This is a genomic window from Micromonospora mangrovicola (genome assembly GCF_047200535.1).
GTDB lineage: Bacteria > Actinomycetota > Actinomycetes > Mycobacteriales > Micromonosporaceae > Micromonospora.
The window spans coordinates 1-14,752 of sequence record NZ_JBJZOG010000065.1 but is presented as its reverse complement, the minus strand read 5'-3'; the positions used below and the strand labels follow the sequence as shown (position 1 = coordinate 14,752).

Here is a 14,752-nt window from a genome sequence, read left to right as displayed (position 1 = left end):
CCCGGCCCCCGGGCCGCCCCGGCCCCGCCGATCATGAGGCTGGCGGCGGTTCCGGAGATCCACACCACAACCAGCCTCATGATCAATTCGGGGTGGGGTGGTCAGACCGTGGCGCGGTCGCGGCCGGCGGGGAAGCGGTCCAGGACGCCGGTGTCGGCCAGCGCGCGGGTGAGGAAGAACGAGCCCAGGCCGGCGATCACGGTGGCGCTGACGATGGTCAGCAGGGCGTACGGGATGCGGTAGCTGACCAGTTCGTAGGCCTTGTTCCAGTAGACGAAGTCGAAGATCGCCGCGCTCAGGCCGGTCAGCGCGCCGGCCAGCAGGGCGGTCGGCAGCCGGTACGAGCGGTAGCGGAAGGCGGCGAACGCCAGCTCGGCGCCGACACCCTGCATCAGCCCCTGCACGATGACGATGCCACCCCACTGGCTGCCCAGCAGCGCCGAGATGATCGCCGCGACCAGCTCGCAGTAGAGCGAGGCGCCGGGCTTGCGGATGACCAGGCCACCGAGCACGGCCGGCACCAGCCAGACGCCGTAGATCAGGGTCTGGGCCGGCGGGAAGAAGGCGAAGGCGGCGTCGGTGGCGCCCCAGAGCAGGCCCCAGGCCCAGAAGATGACGCCGAAGGCGACCGCGATCACCGATGCGACCACGATGTCGATGGTGCGCCAGCGGTTGTTGTTGTCCATTGATGAGCTCCCAGTTCTGCGTGGACGAACCAGGAGAAGACGCACGCCGCGCCCGGGATCACCGGACGGCGGCGCGGCTGGAGGTCGACCGAACTCCCTGCGCTGGCATTACCCAGATCAGGTACCGAGGGTCTGCGGGCACCCGGCCCGCACTCTCAGCGCTGTGCGCTCCCCTGTCGGATGTGAAGTTGTCTCGGCAGACGCTAACACCAGCTGGCGGGGGCGTGTCACCCTGCACCCGTGCCGCCGAACTCAACGCGCCGAGATCAACTCCTGGCCCTGCTCGGCGCGTTCCTGGGGCTGCTGCCGCTGGCGCTGGCCGTGCTGGTCACCGCCGCACCCCGGGGCGACTGGCGGGCGCTGCGCTACCTGCTGCCGGTGCTCGGCATCGGCCTGTTCGCGACCCTTGCCGGGTGGCTGCGGCAGCGGTCCCGGGCCGCGTACGACCGGGACCGGGCGGCCGGCCGGCTCCGGTGGTGGCGGGTCCGCCCCTGACCGTCGGCCCCGCTGCCCGCCGCGCCGACTGGGTAGGCTGCCGATCATGCGGGTCGACGCGCGAGGTCTGACGTTCGAGGTACGCACCGGCGGTCCCGAGGACGGCGAACCCGTCCTGCTGCTGCACGGCTTCCCGCAGCACGGCGGGGAGTGGGACGAGGTGGTGCCCGCGCTGCACGCCACCGGGTTACGCACCTACGCGCCCGACCAGCGCGGCTACTCGCCGGACGCCCGGCCGGGCGCCGTCGAGGCGTACCGCATCCCGGAGCTGGTGGCCGACGCGGCCGCCCTGCTCGACGCGCTCGGGATCACCGCCGCCCACCTGGTCGGCCACGACTGGGGGGCGATCGTGGCCTGGGGGCTCGCGGCGGCGTACCCGGAGCGGGTGCGCACGCTGACCGCGGTGTCGGTGCCGCACCCGGCGGCGATGGGCCACGCGCTCGCCACCGACCCGCAGCAGAAGGCCCGCTCCTCCTACATCGCGCTGTTCCGCAAGCCGGGCAAGGCGGAGCAGGTGCTGCTGGCGTTCCGCGCGGCGACCCTGCGGCGGATGCTCGGCGGGGTCGGCGACGCCGCCCGGGTGGCCCGCTACGCCGACCCGATGCGCGAGCCCGGCGCGCTGACCGCCGCCCTGAACTGGTACCGCGCCATGACCGGGGCGGACATGAAGGCCGTCGGGCCGGTGGCGGTGCCGACGACGTTCGTCTGGAGCGACCGGGACATCGCGATCGGCCGGACCGCCGCCCAGGCGTGCGCCGGGCACGTCACCGGCGACTACCGCTTCGTCACGCTCACCGGCGTGACCCACTGGATTCCCGACCAGTCCCCCGCGCCGCTGGCCGAGGCGATCCTCGCCCGCGTCGGCGGATGATCGCCGCCGACGCGCCGGGCGGCCCGCACACCCGCGCGTCGCTCGCCGCCCAGCTCCGCACCCTCGGCGTACGCCCCGGCGGGACCGTGCTGGTGCACGCCGGCCTGCGCGGCCTGGGTCTCCTCTGCGGCGGCCCGGAGGCGGTGCTGCTCGCCCTGCGCGACGTGCTCGGCCCGGACGGCACCGTGGTGGTGCCGACCCACACCCCGGAGAACAGCGACCCGGCCGGCTGGACCAACCCGCCCGTGCCGGCGCACTGGTGGCCGGTCATCCGGTCCGAGCTGCCCGGCTTCGATCCCGCGGTCACCCCGAGCCGGTTCATGGGCGCGCTCGCGGAGCTGGTCCGCACCTGGCCGGGTGCCCGGCGCAGCGACCACCCGCACGTCTCCTTCGCCGCGCTCGGGCCGGCCGCCGAGCGGATCGTCGCCGGCCACCCGCTCGCCGACATGCTGGGTGAGCGCTCCCCGCTGGCCCGCCTCTACGACCTCGACGCTGACGTGCTGCTGCTCGGCGTGGATCACGGCCCCAACACCTCGCTGCACCTGGCCGAGTACCGGCAGCCGAGCCCGCCGCAGCAGCGCTGCGGCGCGGCCGTGCTGACCGCCGACGGTGGCCGGGAGTGGGTGTGGTGGGACGACATCCGCCTGGACGCCGGGGGCTTCGACCGGCTCGGCGCCGACCTGGAGGCCGCCGGCGCGGTGCGGCTCGGGCCGGTCGGGGACGGCACTGGCCGGTTGATGAGGCAGCGGGCGGCGGTCGACTTCGCGGTGGACTGGCTGGCCCGGCACCGACGGACGGAGGAAGCATGACGGTGAGCGCCGAGGCGTACCTGGCGGTGGTGACCGAGACGATCGGCCGGGTGGCCGCCGGGCAGCGGGACGGGGTGGGCCGGGCCGCGGACCTGATCGCCGAGTCGCTGCGTGCCGACGGCGTGGTGCACGCGTTCGGCACCGGGCACTCCGAGGCCCTGGCCATGGAGATCGCCGGTCGGGCCGGCGGGTTGGTGCCCACCAACCGGATCGCCCTGCGCGACCTGGTGTTGTACGGCGGCGAGCCGGCCGACGTGCTCGGCCCGAAGCTGGAACGCGAGCCGGCGGTGGCGCACCGCCTCTACGAGCTGGCCCCGATCCGGCCGCAGGACGTCTTCGTGCTCGCCTCCAACTCCGGTGTGAACGGCGCGATGGTGGAGTTCGCGGCCATCGTGAAGGAGCGCGGGCACGCCCTGGTCGCGATCACCTCGGCGGCGCACTCCGCCCGGATGACCTCGCGCCACCCGTCCGGCCGCAAGCTGGCCGACTTCGCCGACGTGGTGCTCGACAACGGCGCCCCGTACGGCGACGCCACCCTGCCGCTGCCCGGCGGCGGCGCGGTCGGCGCGGTCTCCTCGATCACCGCCGCGCTGCTGGCGCAGCAGATCGTGGCGGAGGTGGTGGCCCGGCTGCTGGCGGCGGGGGAGCGGCCCCCGGTCTACCTGTCGGCCAACATCACCGGCGGGGACGAGCACAACGCCGAGCTGGAGGCCCGCTACGCCGGCCGGATCCGCCGGGGGGCGTGAGCGCGAGGAGTGAGCCGGTTTCGCGACCGTCCGGATCGGGCACAGGCGCTGTTGCCGGTGGGTGGGTGACACCCACCGGCAACACCGTCTTCCCGGAGGTAGTGCGTGACCAAGGAATCCGAGAAGCAGCGCTGGCAGCGCAACTTCGCCGACCTGCTCCAGGAGCTGCGGGTGGCGCAGACCGGCGTGCAGATCCTCTTCGCGTTCCTGCTCACCCTGCCGTTCAGCAACGGGTTCAACCGCACGACCGAGTTCCAGCGGGACGTCTACGTCGTCGCCCTGCTGGCGGCGGCGGCCTCCGCCGCGATGATCATCTCACCGGTCGCCTTCCACCGGGCCCTGTTCCGGCAGGGACGCAAGCCGGAGCTGGTCCGGTTCGCGCACCGGATGGCCACCGCCGGCCTCGGCTTCATGCTCGTCTCGATGGTCAGCGCGGTGCTGCTGGTCACCGACTTCGTGCTCGACCGGCCGGTCGCCTTCCTGCTCAGCGCGATCACCGGGGTCTGGTTCCTGGGGTTCTGGCTGATCCTGCCGTTCGTCCGGCGCAGCTGGGGTGACGACGACATCGACGACGAGGACGACGACCCGCAGGTGCTACCCGGCGGGTGAGCTGCGCCGGTTCGCGCCAAATCGGACGTGCGTCCGACGCTACCCCTGGGTAACACCCGGGAGTAACGTCGTCTTCGTCGAGCACGTCGACGCAGCCGGACCGAGGTCCCCAGGAGGCAGCCGTGACCACGACGCAGAACAGCCGGCCCGACCCCGTGAACGCCGGCGGGCCGACCGGTCGGATGGCCCCGATCGACGACACCGATCCGCCGGCCGGCACCGCCGCCGTGGACGAGGCGGGCGGGGCGGGTCCACTGCCGACCGAGGCCGGTCAGGTCTCCGAGAAGGAGGCCCGCCAGGTCGCCGAGGCGGCCCGGGAGGCGGCCTGGGACCGGCCCAGCTTCGGCAAGGAACTCTTCCTCGGCCGGTTCCGGTTGGACCTGATCAACCCGTGGCCACGCTCCGACCCGGCCGACGTCGCCCGCGCCGAGGAGTTCCTCGACGCGTTCGGGGCGTACCTGGACGCCGAGGTGGACGGTGCGGCGATCGAGCGGGACGCGCGCATCCCGGACGAGGTCTTCCACGGCCTGGCCCGGCTGGGCGCGTTCGGCATGAAGATCGACCGCAAGTACGGCGGCCTCGGGCTGAGCAACCTGCACTACTGCCGGGCGCTGATGCGGGCCGGTTCGGTCAACCCGGCGATCGGCGCGCTGCTCTCCGCGCACCAGTCGATCGGCGTGCCGCAGCCGCTGAAGATGTTCGGCACCCCGGAACAGAAGCAGCGCTTCCTGCCCCGGCTGGCCGCCGGGGAGGTCTCCGCGTTCCTGCTCACCGAACCGGATGTCGGCTCTGACCCGGCCCGGCTCGCCACCACCGCCGAGCCGACCGAGGACGGCACCGGCTACCGGCTCAACGGGGTGAAGCTCTGGGCCACCAACGGCACGGTGGCCACCCTGCTCGTGGTGATGGCCCGGGTGCCGGCCGCCGAGGGGCGGCGCGGCGGGATCACCGCCTTCGTGGTGGAGGGCGACAGCGAGGGCATCACCATCGAGCGGCGCAACGCCTTCGTCGGCCTGCGTGGGCTGGAGAACAGCGTCACCCGCTTCCACGACGTATTCGTGCCGAAGGAGAACGTGATCGGCGGCGAGGGCAAGGGCCTGAAGATCGCGCTGACCACGTTGAACACCGGACGGCTCTCGCTGCCGGCGATGTGCGTCGGGGCCGGCAAGTGGTCGTTGAACGTGGCCCGCGAGTGGTCGGCCGACCGGGTCCAGTGGGGCCGGCCGGTCGGCGAGCACGAGGCGGTCGCCAAGAAGCTGGCCTTCATCGCGGCCACCACGTACGGCATGGAGAGCATGCTCGACCTCAGCTGCCTGCTCGCCGACGACGACCGCAACGACATCCGGATCGAGGCCGCGCTGGTGAAGCTGTACGCCAGCGAGATGGCCTGGAAGATCGCCGACGAACTGATCCAGATCCGGGGTGGCCGGGGCTACGAGACGGCCGAGTCCCTGGCCGCGCGGGGCGAGCGGCCGGCCGCGGTCGAGCAGATGCTGCGGGACCTGCGGATCAACCGGATCTTCGAGGGCTCCACTGAGATCATGCACCTGCTGATCGCCCGGGAGGCGGTCGACGCACACCTGTCGGTGGCCGGCGACATCATCGACCCGGACGCCGGGTTGGGCCGCAAGGCGAAGGCGGGTGCCCGGGCCGGCGTCTTCTACGCGAAGTGGCTGCCCACCCTCGCGGTGGGCAAGGGTCAGGCGCCCGGGTCGTACGCCGAGTTCGGTCCGCTCGCCGGTCACCTGCGGCACGTCGAGCGGGCCTCCCGGAAGCTGGCCCGGTCCACCTTCTACGCGATGTCCCGCTGGCAGGGAAAGATGGAGCGCAAGCAGGCGTTCCTCGGCCGGGTGGTGGACATCGGCGCGGAGCTGTTCGCGATGTCGGCGGTCTGCGTCCGGGCGGTCGCCGAGCGGGACACCCACCCGGAGAACGTCGAGTTGGCCGACCTGTTCTGCCGGCAGGCCCGGCTCCGGATCGACGAACTGTTCACCGGGCTGTGGTCCAACACCGACTCGGTCGACGTGGCCGCCGCGAAGCGGATTCTCGCCGGCCGGTACGCCGCCTTGGAGGAGGGCGTGGTCGCCCCTGCGGCGGACCGGCCCTGGGTGGCCCGCTGGCAGCCCGGCCCGGCCACGACCGAGGACGTGCGGCGCCGGATCCCGCCGGCACAGTGAGGCGACCTGCGGCATGTCGTGGTGTTCGGCCGACCGGAGGCCGCGACACGCCGCATCCCACGCCGCCCGGCGGGCGCCCGTGCCGGCCGGGCGGTCGGTTCAGCGGCTCGCCACCGCCCAGGTGATCACCCCGGCCAGGATCAGCCCGTTGAGCCCGGCCAGCACCAGGTACGCGGCCGGCGGAATGCGCCGGCCCTTGCGGAGGAAGCTCACCAGGACGCCCGCGTAGACCAGCAGCAGCACGGCGACGGCGATCAGGAAGTACAGCACCGCCACACCTTAGCGGCCGCCCTTCAGGCCGAGTCTGCGCAGCTCCAGCGCGGCGAGCGCGTCGACCGTCGCGTCGTCGCCGCGCCGCCACGCCTCGGCGACGTCGGGCGCGATCCGGGTCAGCCTGCCCAGCGGCTGCCCCGCCAGCGCGCGCAGCGCCAGCAGGTCCCGCCCGGCCGGGGCGCCGGCGAGCGCCTGCGCCGAGCCGGCCCGGCGCATCCAGCGCACCCGCAGCGGCAACCAGCCGAAGAGCACCAGGCCGAGCGGGAACACCAGCACCGCGATGCTCAGCGCCAGGGCCAGCTGGCCGACGAGTTCCTGCTGGTCGCGGCCCGCCTCGGCGACGGACCGGGCGGCCTCGGCGGCCTTGGTGAAGGGGGCGGTCAGCTCGTCGCCGACCAGTGGCACCCGGCCGACCTTGCCGCCCGCCTCGGCCAGATTGTCGGCGAGGCCGCCACCGGCCCCCTCCAGCTTCCGCCCGGGTACGGCGAGCTTCTCGACCAGGTCGTGCAGCCAGAGCGCGAAGCGGATCGCCGCGTACACCCAGACGACCACGAGCAGGTCGGTGAGGAGCTGACGGAGGGCTACCGGGAAACGATCAGCGTAGATCTTCACGCCGGACAGCGTGCCACGGCCGGGCCCGGGCGGCACGGCGAGATTTCTCAGCCGGCGCAGGTCGGGCAGGTGCCGAAGATCTCCAGGGTGTGACTGACCTCGGCGTAGCCGTGCTCGGCGGCGACCCGCTCCGCCCAGCTCTCCACCGCCGGCCCGGCCACCTCCACGGTGCGGCCGCAGTCCCGGCAGACGAGGTGGTGATGGTGACCCCCGCTGCACCGCCGGTAGAGGTGCTCACCGCCGGGCGGGCGCATCACGTCGATCTCGCCGGCGTCGGCGAGCCCCTGCAACGTGCGGTAGACGGTGGTAAGACCGACCCGCTCGCCGCGCTGGCGCAGCATCGCGTACAGGTCCTGCGCGCTGTGGAAGCCTTCCACGTCGGCCAGCAGCGCGCTCACCGCGGTCCGCTGCCGGGTGTTCCGGAGTGCCCCCTCGCTCATGACGACCCCTCCCCGGCGTGGCTGACGGCGTCCGCGACGATGTGCGCGACGTGCTCGTCGACCAGGGCGTACGCGATCTCCCGCCCGCGGCGGGAGCCGCGCACCACGCCCGCGCCGCGCAGCACCCGCAGGTGCTGGGAGACCAGCGGCTGCGGCGCGCCGAGCTTCTCCACCAGCTCGTGCACGCAACGCTCACCCTCGGCCAGTTCGCTCACGATCGCCAGCCGGATGGGCGCCGACAGGGCGCGCAGCAGGTCACCCGCGCCCTCGAAGGCGTCGTACCCGTTCGTGGCGGTCACCCCGTAACGGTAACCAATGCCGGGTGCGCCGGCCGGTGGTGGCTCATCGCAGCGTGACCTCGTGCTCAGGCGGCTCGACGACCGCCTCGACGACCGCCTCGGCGACCGGTCGGGACCGCGCGCGCAGCGCCCGCCAGGCCGCGGCGGCCAGCGCGACCACCAGGAACGAGGCGATGGCCAGCAGCACCACCGAGGCGCCGGGCGCGGTGTCGGCGGTGGCGGCCACCCAGACCCCCGCACCGGCGGCGAACAGGCCCAACGCCATCGCCGCCGCCATGGTGCTGCGGAAGCCCCGGGTGACCTGCTGCGCGGTGGCCACCGGCACCACCATCAGCGCGCTGATCAGCAGCACCCCGACCGCTCGCATGGCGATCGTCACCGTCCACGCGGTGCCCACCGCGATCAGCAGGTTGAGCGCCCGGACCGGCAGGCCGGAGACCCGGGCGTACTCCTCGTCGTGGCAGACCGCGAAGAGCGCCGGACGCAGCGCCAGCATGGCCACCAGGATCACCGCGCCGAGCACCAGGATGGTGACCAGGTCGGCCGGCGACGTGGTGATCAGCGACCCGAAGAGGTACGAGTTGAGCGACGCGCTGCTGGCGTCGGAGAGCCCGACCAGCATCACGCCGCCGGCGATGCCGCCGTAGAACAGCAGCGCCAGCGCGAGGTCGCCGGAGGTGCGCCCGCGCGAGCGGACCACCTCGACGACGACCGCGCCGAGCGTCGCCGCGAGCACCGCCACCAGCACGGGGGAGCGGTTGAGCAGCAGCCCGGCGCCGACGCCGGTCAGCGCCACGTGCCCGATGCCGTCGCCGATCAGCGCCAGCCGCCGCTGCACCAGGTAGATGCCGAGCGCCGGCGCGGCCAGCCCGATGACCAGCGCGCCGACCAGGGCGCGCAGCATGAAGTCGTACTGGAAGAGGTCCATGTCAGATGCTCCTCCACAGCCCGGCGGGCTCCTCGTCGCAGTGCGGGTGCACGTGCTCGTGGTCGGGGTCTGCGTGGTGCCCGGCGGGCTCCGGCACCGGCCCGTCGTGGGCGATCCCGCCCTGGTGGACCACGACCGCCCGGCTGATCAGCGGGCGCAGCGGGCCGAGCTCGTGGGCGACCAGCAGCACCGTCCCGCCGCCGTCGAGGAAGCCGCGCAGCGCCCGGGCGAACGCCTCCTGGCTGGCCGCGTCCACCCCGGCGGTCGGCTCGTCCAGCACCAGCAGCTCCGGCTGGCCGGCGAGCGCCCGGGCGATCAGGGTGCGCTGCTGCTGGCCACCGGAGAGGGTGGAGACCGGGTCGCCGGCCCGGTCGGCGAGCCCGACGGCGCGCAGCGCCTCGGCGACCGCCTCGCGGTCGGCCCGGCCCGGCGGGCGCAGCGGGCCCCGGCGGGCCAGCCGCCCCGACGCCACCACCTCGCCCACGGTGGCCGGTACGCCACTGCCCGCGCCGAGCCGCTGCGGGACGTACCCGATGCGGTGCCACTGCCGGAAGCGTCGCCGCGGGGTGCCGAACAGGGTGACCGACCCGGCGCGCAGCGGGACCAGGCCCAGCACGGCGCGGATCAGGGTGGACTTGCCGGAGCCGTTGGCGCCGAGCACGGCGACCACCTCGCCGGCGGTGACGGTGAGCGAGACGTCCCGCAGCACCGGCCGGGCGTCGTAGCCGACGGCGGCGTGCGCGACCTGGATCACGGGTGCGGTCATGAGCAGTCCAAGGCGGTCCGGAGGGTCTGGAGGTTGGTACGCATCGCCGAGAGGTAGTCGCCCTCGGCCGGTGGGCCCTCGATCGGGTCGAGCACGGCGGTCCTCGCCCCGACCTCGCGGGCCACCGTCTCGGCGACCTTCGGGCTGACCAGCGTCTCGAAGAAGATGGTGGTGGCCTGGTGTGCCCGGGCCTCCTTCGCCACCTCGGCGAGGCGCTGCGGGGCAGGTTCGGTCTCCGGGCTCAGCCCGGTGATGCCGACCTGGTCGAGCTGGTAGCGGGCGGCGAGGTATCCGAAGGCGGCGTGGCTGGTCACGATCTCCCGCCGCTGGCAGGTCTTCAGCCCCTGCGTGTAGTCGGCGTCCAGCCGCTCCAGCTCGGCGCGGAGCGCCGCCGCCCGGGCGGTGAAGTCGGCGGCCCGGTCCGGGTCGGCCCTGCCGAGCCGCTCGGCGAGCCGGTCGCCGATGGTGGCCAGCCGGGTCGGGTCGAGCCAGACGTGCGGGTCCTTGCCGCCGCTCTCCTGGTGCCCGGCCTCGCCGTCGTGCTGGTGCCCGCCCTCGGCGGCGTCGCGCAGCGGCTGGACGCCGGCGACGTCGAAGGCCCGGTCACCGCCGTTCTGCGCGACCGCCTCGTCCACCGCGGGCTGGAAGCCGGCGAGGTAGACGATCAGCTCCGCGTCGCTGATCTTGCCGACCTGGCGCGGGTTGAGCTCCAGGTCGTGCGGCTCCGCGCCGGGCTTGACCAGGTTGGTGACCGTGACGGCGTCTCCGCCGATCCGCTCGGCGAGGAACTGCAGCGGGTAGAACGCGGCCACCACGTCGACCCGGTTCGGGTCGCTGCCGCTGCCGTCGCCACCCGAGCAGGCGGCGGCGCCAGCCAGCGTGAGCAGGGCGGCGGTGGTTGCGGCGAGGGCGCGTACGGCAGGACGGACGGTCATGTCGTCAACTGTCCGTGATAACGAAATTGATTGTCAAAAACGCATGATTGCATGTCAGCGCGGGGCGGGCCCGGCTCAGAGCAGCTTGGCCAGCGCCACCGCGATCAACAGGGTGAGCATGACCAGCCGGAGCACCCGGGTGGCCGGCCGCTGGACCGCCCAGGTGACGGTCATCAGCCACACCAGCAGCCCGGCCAGCAGGAGCAACAGCACGCCGCCCGCCGGGCCGGGCGCGAAGAGCGCCACCAGCACCAGGACCAGCGTCGCCAGGAACACCGTCGTCGGATTGAGCCCGGCCAGCCGGGCCAGCAGGGGACTCTGCGTACGCTGCATCCCACAGACTCTACGAGGAGGAAGCCGTGCTGGTCACCAACCGGTTCGTGGTGGACACCGCGGGGGCACCCGAATTCACCGAACGGGCGCACGCCGCGCTGGCCGCGCTCGCCGCCCGCCCCGGCTACCTGCGCGGCGAGCTGACCCGGGCGCTGGACGACCCGACGCACTGGTGCCTGCTCACCGAGTGGGAGTCGGTCGGGGCGTACCGGCGGGCGCTGGGCGGGTTCGACGTCAAGGTCACCGCCGTGCCGCTGCTCGCCCGGTCCGTCGACGAGCCATCCGCGTACGAGACCCTCGCCAGTGCCGCTCCCGACGGCGAGGTCGTCGTGGTCGCCAGTGATCGGGCCGCAGGTCCTTACCACTGAGGCCGGGGGCACTACCCTCTGGCGTATGACCGCTCCCGGCCCGGCCGTCCCACCTCCACCACCCGTGCCGTCCGGCGGCCCGCCGCCACCTCCGGCGGAGCCCGGCGTCCCCGCGCCGCCCCCCGGCCCCGGGGTCGCACCGCCCTTCGCCGCCCCGCCCACCGAGGGTCGGCGGTCGCGGCTCTGGCTCGGGCTCGGCGTCGGCGCGCTCGCCGTGCTGCTCTGCTGCGGCGGGGGCGGCGCGGCCGTCGTCGGGCTGGCGGTGAGCAACGTCCAGGCCGTCGAGGAGCAGGGCCGAGCGGTCACCGACGACTACTACCAGGCCCTCGTCGAGAAGGACTGGTCCAAGGCGTACGACCAGCTCTGCGACGACGCCCGGCGGCGCGAGTCCCGGCAGGAGTTCGAGCAGCGGGTGGCCACCGAGCCGCAGATCTCCGGCTACCGGGTCGGCAAGGTCGACACCCAGACGCTGACCGTGCCGGTGGACGTGACGCTGGTCGGCGGTAAACAGGAGGACCAGACGGTGACGTTGGCACCGGACCAGCAGACGGGCGGCATGGAGGTCTGCGGGGTGAGCTGACCCGGCCCCGGTATTCTGCTGGGCTCGGGACCTCGGTCGCCGTACCGTTGTCCCGGACCGTCCGGTTCCATCCATACATCGCCCCCGCCGACCGCCAGCCGGCGTAGGAGGAAACATGCCAGCCGACCGAATCGACGCCGTCGTCAGCCTCGCCAAGCGCCGAGGCTTCGTCTTCCCCTCCAGCGAGATCTACGGGGGCACCCGATCGGCGTGGGACTACGGTCCGCTCGGCGTGGAGCTCAAGGAGAACGTCCGCCGGCAGTGGTGGAAGACCATGGTCCAGCAGCGCGACGACGTCGTCGGCCTGGACTCCGCGGTCATCCTGGCCCGCCAGGTCTGGGAGGCCAGCGGCCACATCGCCGAGTTCGTCGACCCGCTGACCGAGTGCCAGTCCTGCCACAAGCGGTTCCGTGCCGACCACCTGGAAGAGGCGTACGAGGCCAAGCACGGCCGGCCGCCGACCTCGCTGACGGAGATCAACTGCCCGAACTGCGGCAACAAGGGCACCTTCACCGAGCCGAAGATGTTCAACGGCCTGATGAAGACCTACCTGGGCCCGGTGGAGAGCGAAGAGGGCCTGCACTACCTGCGCCCCGAGACCGCCCAGGGCATCTTCGTCAACTACAAGAACGTGGAGACGGTCGCCCGCAAGAAGCCGCCGTTCGGCATCGCGCAAACCGGCAAGTCGTTCCGCAACGAGATCACCCCGGGCAACTTCATCTTCCGGACCCGCGAGTTCGAGCAGATGGAGATGGAGTTCTTCGTCGAGCCGGGCACCGACGAGAAGTGGCACGAGTACTGGCTCCAGGAGCGCTGGAACTGGTACCTCGACCTGGGCCTCTCCGCGGACAACCTGCGCTTCTACGAGCACCCCAAGGAGAAGCTCTCCCACTACTCGAAGCGCACCGTCGACATCGAGTACCGGTTCCAGTTCGGCGGCACCGAGTTCGCCGAGCTGGAGGGCATCGCCAACCGCACCGACTTCGACCTGTCCACGCACGGCAAGCACTCCGGCGTCGACCTGTCGTACTTCGACCAGACCAAGGGTGAGCGCTGGATCCCGTACGTGATCGAGCCGGCCGCCGGCCTGACCCGCGCGGTGCTCGCCTTCCTGCTCGAGGCGTACGACGAGGACGAGGCCCCGAACACCAAGGGCGGCGTGGACAAGCGCACCGTCATGCGGTTCGACCCGCGGCTCGCCCCGGTCAAGGTGGCGGTGCTGCCGCTGTCCCGCAACGAGGCGCTCTCGCCCAAGGCCAAGCAGCTCGCCGCCGACCTGCGCAAGCGCTGGGTGGTCGAGTTCGACGACTCGCAGGCCATCGGCCGCCGCTACCGCCGCCAGGACGAGATCGGTACGCCCTTCTGCGTCACCGTCGACTTCGACACCCTCGACGACAACGCGGTGACCGTGCGGAACCGGGACACGATGGGCCAGGAGCGGATCTCGCTGGATCAGGTCGAGCGCTACCTGATCGAGCGCCTGCCCGGCTGCTGAGCCGACCGGCCGACGGCCCCGCACCCCGTGTCACCGGGATGCGGGGCGTCGCCGGTCGCCGTCGCGGTGCGAGTTCGCTCACCATCGCGGCGGCGGCCGGCCACCGGAGCCCGGGCCACCGGCGCGGGCGTGGGATTCTTGGGTACGTGACCAGTTCCCCCGCTCCCGTCGCTTCGCGCCCGCTGACCCTCGGACCGCACGAGGTCTGGCCGCCGGTGGTGCTCGCGCCGATGGCCGGGATCACCAACGTCGGCTTCCGGCGGCTCTGCCGGGAGCAGGGTGGCGGCATCTACGTCTGCGAGATGATCACCACCCGGGCGCTGGTCGAGCGGAACCCGAAGACGCTGCGCATGATCGCCTTCGGGGCGGAGGAGCGACCGCGCAGCCTCCAGCTCTACGGCACCGACCCGGAGATCACCGCCGCCGCCGTGCGGATCGTGGTCGAGCAGGACCTCGCCGACCACATCGACCTCAACTTCGGCTGCCCGGTCCCGAAGGTCACCCGGCGGGGCGGCGGGTCCGCGCTGCCGTGGCGCCGCCGGCTCTTCGCCCGGCTCGTCCGGGCCGCGGTGGATGCCGCGTCACCGGCCGGGGTGCCGGTCACCGTGAAGATGCGCAAGGGCATCGACGACGACCACCTGACGTACGTCGAGGCCGGGCTCGCCGCCCAGGATGCCGGGGTGGCGGCGGTCGCCCTGCACGGGCGTACGGCCGCGCAGCGGTACTCGGGCACCGCCGACTGGGACGCCATCGCCACCCTCAAGCAGGCGCTCGACGTGCCGGTGCTCGGCAACGGCGACATCTGGGAGGCCGACGACGCGCTGCGGATGGTCGCCCACACCGGGGTCGACGGCGTGGTGATCGGGCGGGGCTGCCTGGGCCGGCCGTGGCTCTTCGCCGACTTGGAGGCGGCCTTCAACGGCCGGACCGAGCGGCGGCTGCCCAGCCTCGGCGAGGTGGCGGTGACCATGCGGCGGCACGCCGAGCTGCTGGTCGACCAGTTCGTCGCCGGTGCCCGCAACCCGGCCCGAGGTGAGCGGGACGGCTGCACCGACTTCCGCAAGCACGTCGCCTGGTACCTCAAGGGCTTCCCGATCGGCAGCGAGCTGCGCCGTTCGCTGGCGATGATCGACAGCCTCGCCCAGCTGGACGATCTGCTCGGCAAGCTCGACCCGGCCGTGCCGTTCCCGGTGGAGACCCTGGGTCAGCCGCGCGGCCGGACCAACTCCCCGGGCAAGGTCTTCCTGCCCGACGGCTGGCTGGCCAGCCGCGACGACGACACCCCGCCGGACGGCGCCGAGCTGGACGACTCCGGCGGCTGATCCCGAAG

General features: G+C 73.3%; 19 protein-coding genes and 1 riboswitch. Of the genes, 10 read left to right on the top strand and 9 right to left on the bottom strand.

Going from position 1 to position 14,752, the window contains the following annotated elements; all coding sequences use genetic code 11:
- Positions 1-101: 101 nt before the first annotated feature.
- Positions 102-686, bottom strand: a complete 585-nt coding sequence (locus tag ACL02O_RS23125) for an ECF transporter S component (protein ID WP_412820228.1) — start codon at positions 684-686, stop codon at positions 102-104.
- 76 nt (positions 687-762) lie between these two features.
- Positions 763-871: riboswitch (TPP riboswitch) on the bottom strand.
- Between the two features lie 55 nt (positions 872-926).
- Between ACL02O_RS23125 and ACL02O_RS23120 the strand changes: the two genes are divergently transcribed.
- The 6 genes from ACL02O_RS23120 to ACL02O_RS23095 all read left to right on the top strand — a co-directional run bounded on the left by ACL02O_RS23120 (position 927) and on the right by ACL02O_RS23095 (position 6,393).
- Complete coding sequence (locus tag ACL02O_RS23120; RefSeq protein ID WP_412820227.1) at positions 927-1,181, top strand: hypothetical protein; 255 nt, start codon at positions 927-929, stop codon at positions 1,179-1,181.
- A gap of 46 nt (positions 1,182-1,227) precedes the next feature.
- Complete coding sequence (locus ACL02O_RS23115) at positions 1,228-2,052, top strand: alpha/beta fold hydrolase (protein ID WP_412820226.1); 825 nt, start codon at positions 1,228-1,230, stop codon at positions 2,050-2,052.
- Positions 2,049-2,861: an AAC(3) family N-acetyltransferase gene (locus ACL02O_RS23110; RefSeq protein WP_412820225.1), complete on the top strand. Its 813-nt coding sequence runs from the start codon at positions 2,049-2,051 to the stop codon at positions 2,859-2,861. Before ACL02O_RS23115 ends, ACL02O_RS23110 begins: the two co-directional genes overlap by 4 nt.
- Positions 2,858-3,607 carry a sugar isomerase domain-containing protein gene (locus ACL02O_RS23105; RefSeq protein ID WP_412820224.1) on the top strand — a complete coding sequence of 250 codons (750 nt, stop codon included), beginning with the start codon at positions 2,858-2,860 and terminating at the stop codon, positions 3,605-3,607. Before ACL02O_RS23110 ends, ACL02O_RS23105 begins: the two co-directional genes overlap by 4 nt.
- Before the next feature lie 105 nt (positions 3,608-3,712).
- On the top strand, positions 3,713-4,216 hold the full coding sequence (locus tag ACL02O_RS23100) for a DUF6328 family protein (protein WP_412820223.1): 504 nt from the start codon (positions 3,713-3,715) through the stop codon (positions 4,214-4,216).
- 182 nt (positions 4,217-4,398) lie between these two features.
- The gene (locus ACL02O_RS23095) at positions 4,399-6,393 is read left to right on the top strand and encodes an acyl-CoA dehydrogenase family protein (protein ID WP_412820251.1); all 1,995 of its coding nucleotides are present in this window, start codon (positions 4,399-4,401) and stop codon (positions 6,391-6,393) included.
- 99 nt (positions 6,394-6,492) lie between these two features.
- On the opposite strand, the gene ACL02O_RS23090 is transcribed toward ACL02O_RS23095, so the two are convergent.
- The 8 genes from ACL02O_RS23090 to ACL02O_RS23055 form a co-directional block, all read right to left on the bottom strand.
- Positions 6,493-6,663 (bottom strand): hypothetical protein, encoded by a 171-nt coding sequence (locus tag ACL02O_RS23090; RefSeq protein WP_412820222.1) that lies wholly within the window; start codon positions 6,661-6,663, stop codon positions 6,493-6,495.
- Positions 6,664-6,672: 9 nt separating this feature from the next.
- The gene (locus tag ACL02O_RS23085; RefSeq protein WP_412820221.1) at positions 6,673-7,278 is read right to left on the bottom strand and encodes a hypothetical protein; all 606 of its coding nucleotides are present in this window, start codon (positions 7,276-7,278) and stop codon (positions 6,673-6,675) included.
- A 47-nt stretch (positions 7,279-7,325) separates the two neighbouring features.
- Complete coding sequence (locus ACL02O_RS23080) at positions 7,326-7,718, bottom strand: Fur family transcriptional regulator (protein WP_412820220.1); 393 nt, start codon at positions 7,716-7,718, stop codon at positions 7,326-7,328.
- A complete protein-coding gene (locus ACL02O_RS23075; protein WP_412820219.1) occupies positions 7,715-8,017 on the bottom strand; it encodes an ArsR/SmtB family transcription factor in 303 nt (100 codons plus the stop codon). The genes ACL02O_RS23080 and ACL02O_RS23075 overlap by 4 nt, the downstream gene beginning before the upstream one ends.
- 43 nt (positions 8,018-8,060) lie before the next feature.
- Positions 8,061-8,945, bottom strand: a complete 885-nt coding sequence (locus ACL02O_RS23070; protein ID WP_412820218.1) for a metal ABC transporter permease — start codon at positions 8,943-8,945, stop codon at positions 8,061-8,063.
- A 1-nt stretch (position 8,946) separates the two neighbouring features.
- Complete coding sequence (locus tag ACL02O_RS23065; RefSeq protein WP_412820217.1) at positions 8,947-9,711, bottom strand: metal ABC transporter ATP-binding protein; 765 nt, start codon at positions 9,709-9,711, stop codon at positions 8,947-8,949.
- Positions 9,708-10,646 (bottom strand): metal ABC transporter substrate-binding protein, encoded by a 939-nt coding sequence (locus tag ACL02O_RS23060; RefSeq protein ID WP_412820216.1) that lies wholly within the window; start codon positions 10,644-10,646, stop codon positions 9,708-9,710. Before ACL02O_RS23060 ends, ACL02O_RS23065 begins: the two co-directional genes overlap by 4 nt.
- Before the next feature lie 75 nt (positions 10,647-10,721).
- Positions 10,722-10,979 carry a DUF6703 family protein gene (locus tag ACL02O_RS23055; RefSeq protein WP_412820215.1) on the bottom strand — a complete coding sequence of 86 codons (258 nt, stop codon included), beginning with the start codon at positions 10,977-10,979 and terminating at the stop codon, positions 10,722-10,724.
- A 26-nt stretch (positions 10,980-11,005) separates the two neighbouring features.
- On the opposite strand from ACL02O_RS23055, the gene ACL02O_RS23050 reads away from it, so the two are divergent.
- From ACL02O_RS23050 to dusB, 4 genes are all read left to right on the top strand, one after another.
- A complete protein-coding gene (locus tag ACL02O_RS23050) occupies positions 11,006-11,347 on the top strand; it encodes an antibiotic biosynthesis monooxygenase family protein (protein ID WP_412820214.1) in 342 nt (113 codons plus the stop codon).
- 25 nt (positions 11,348-11,372) lie between these two features.
- Positions 11,373-11,927 carry an Rv0361 family membrane protein gene (locus ACL02O_RS23045; protein WP_412820213.1) on the top strand — a complete coding sequence of 185 codons (555 nt, stop codon included), beginning with the start codon at positions 11,373-11,375 and terminating at the stop codon, positions 11,925-11,927.
- A 115-nt stretch (positions 11,928-12,042) separates the two neighbouring features.
- Positions 12,043-13,422: a glycine--tRNA ligase gene (locus tag ACL02O_RS23040; RefSeq protein ID WP_412820212.1), complete on the top strand. Its 1,380-nt coding sequence runs from the start codon at positions 12,043-12,045 to the stop codon at positions 13,420-13,422.
- A 146-nt stretch (positions 13,423-13,568) separates the two neighbouring features.
- Complete coding sequence (gene dusB / locus ACL02O_RS23035) at positions 13,569-14,744, top strand: tRNA dihydrouridine synthase DusB (RefSeq protein WP_412820211.1); 1,176 nt, start codon at positions 13,569-13,571, stop codon at positions 14,742-14,744.
- The last annotated feature ends 8 nt before the right edge of the window (positions 14,745-14,752 follow it).

Excerpts from the sequence above, each read along its gene's own strand:
- ACL02O_RS23125 (WP_412820228.1), bottom strand. The coding sequence starts at position 686 with ATGGACAACAACAACCGCTGGCGCACCATCGACATCGTGGTCGCATCG.
- ACL02O_RS23115 (WP_412820226.1), top strand. The coding sequence starts at position 1,228 with ATGCGGGTCGACGCGCGAGGTCTGACGTTCGAGGTACGCACCGGCGGT.
- ACL02O_RS23110 (WP_412820225.1), top strand. The coding sequence starts at position 2,049 with ATGATCGCCGCCGACGCGCCGGGCGGCCCGCACACCCGCGCGTCGCTC.
- ACL02O_RS23105 (WP_412820224.1), top strand. The coding sequence starts at position 2,858 with ATGACGGTGAGCGCCGAGGCGTACCTGGCGGTGGTGACCGAGACGATC.
- ACL02O_RS23095 (WP_412820251.1), top strand. The coding sequence starts at position 4,399 with ATGGCCCCGATCGACGACACCGATCCGCCGGCCGGCACCGCCGCCGTG.
- ACL02O_RS23080 (WP_412820220.1), bottom strand. The coding sequence starts at position 7,718 with ATGAGCGAGGGGGCACTCCGGAACACCCGGCAGCGGACCGCGGTGAGC.
- ACL02O_RS23070 (WP_412820218.1), bottom strand. The coding sequence starts at position 8,945 with ATGGACCTCTTCCAGTACGACTTCATGCTGCGCGCCCTGGTCGGCGCG.
- ACL02O_RS23065 (WP_412820217.1), bottom strand. The coding sequence starts at position 9,711 with ATGACCGCACCCGTGATCCAGGTCGCGCACGCCGCCGTCGGCTACGAC.
- ACL02O_RS23060 (WP_412820216.1), bottom strand. The coding sequence starts at position 10,646 with ATGACCGTCCGTCCTGCCGTACGCGCCCTCGCCGCAACCACCGCCGCC.
- ACL02O_RS23055 (WP_412820215.1), bottom strand. The coding sequence starts at position 10,979 with ATGCAGCGTACGCAGAGTCCCCTGCTGGCCCGGCTGGCCGGGCTCAAT.
- ACL02O_RS23045 (WP_412820213.1), top strand. The coding sequence starts at position 11,373 with ATGACCGCTCCCGGCCCGGCCGTCCCACCTCCACCACCCGTGCCGTCC.
- ACL02O_RS23040 (WP_412820212.1), top strand. The coding sequence starts at position 12,043 with ATGCCAGCCGACCGAATCGACGCCGTCGTCAGCCTCGCCAAGCGCCGA.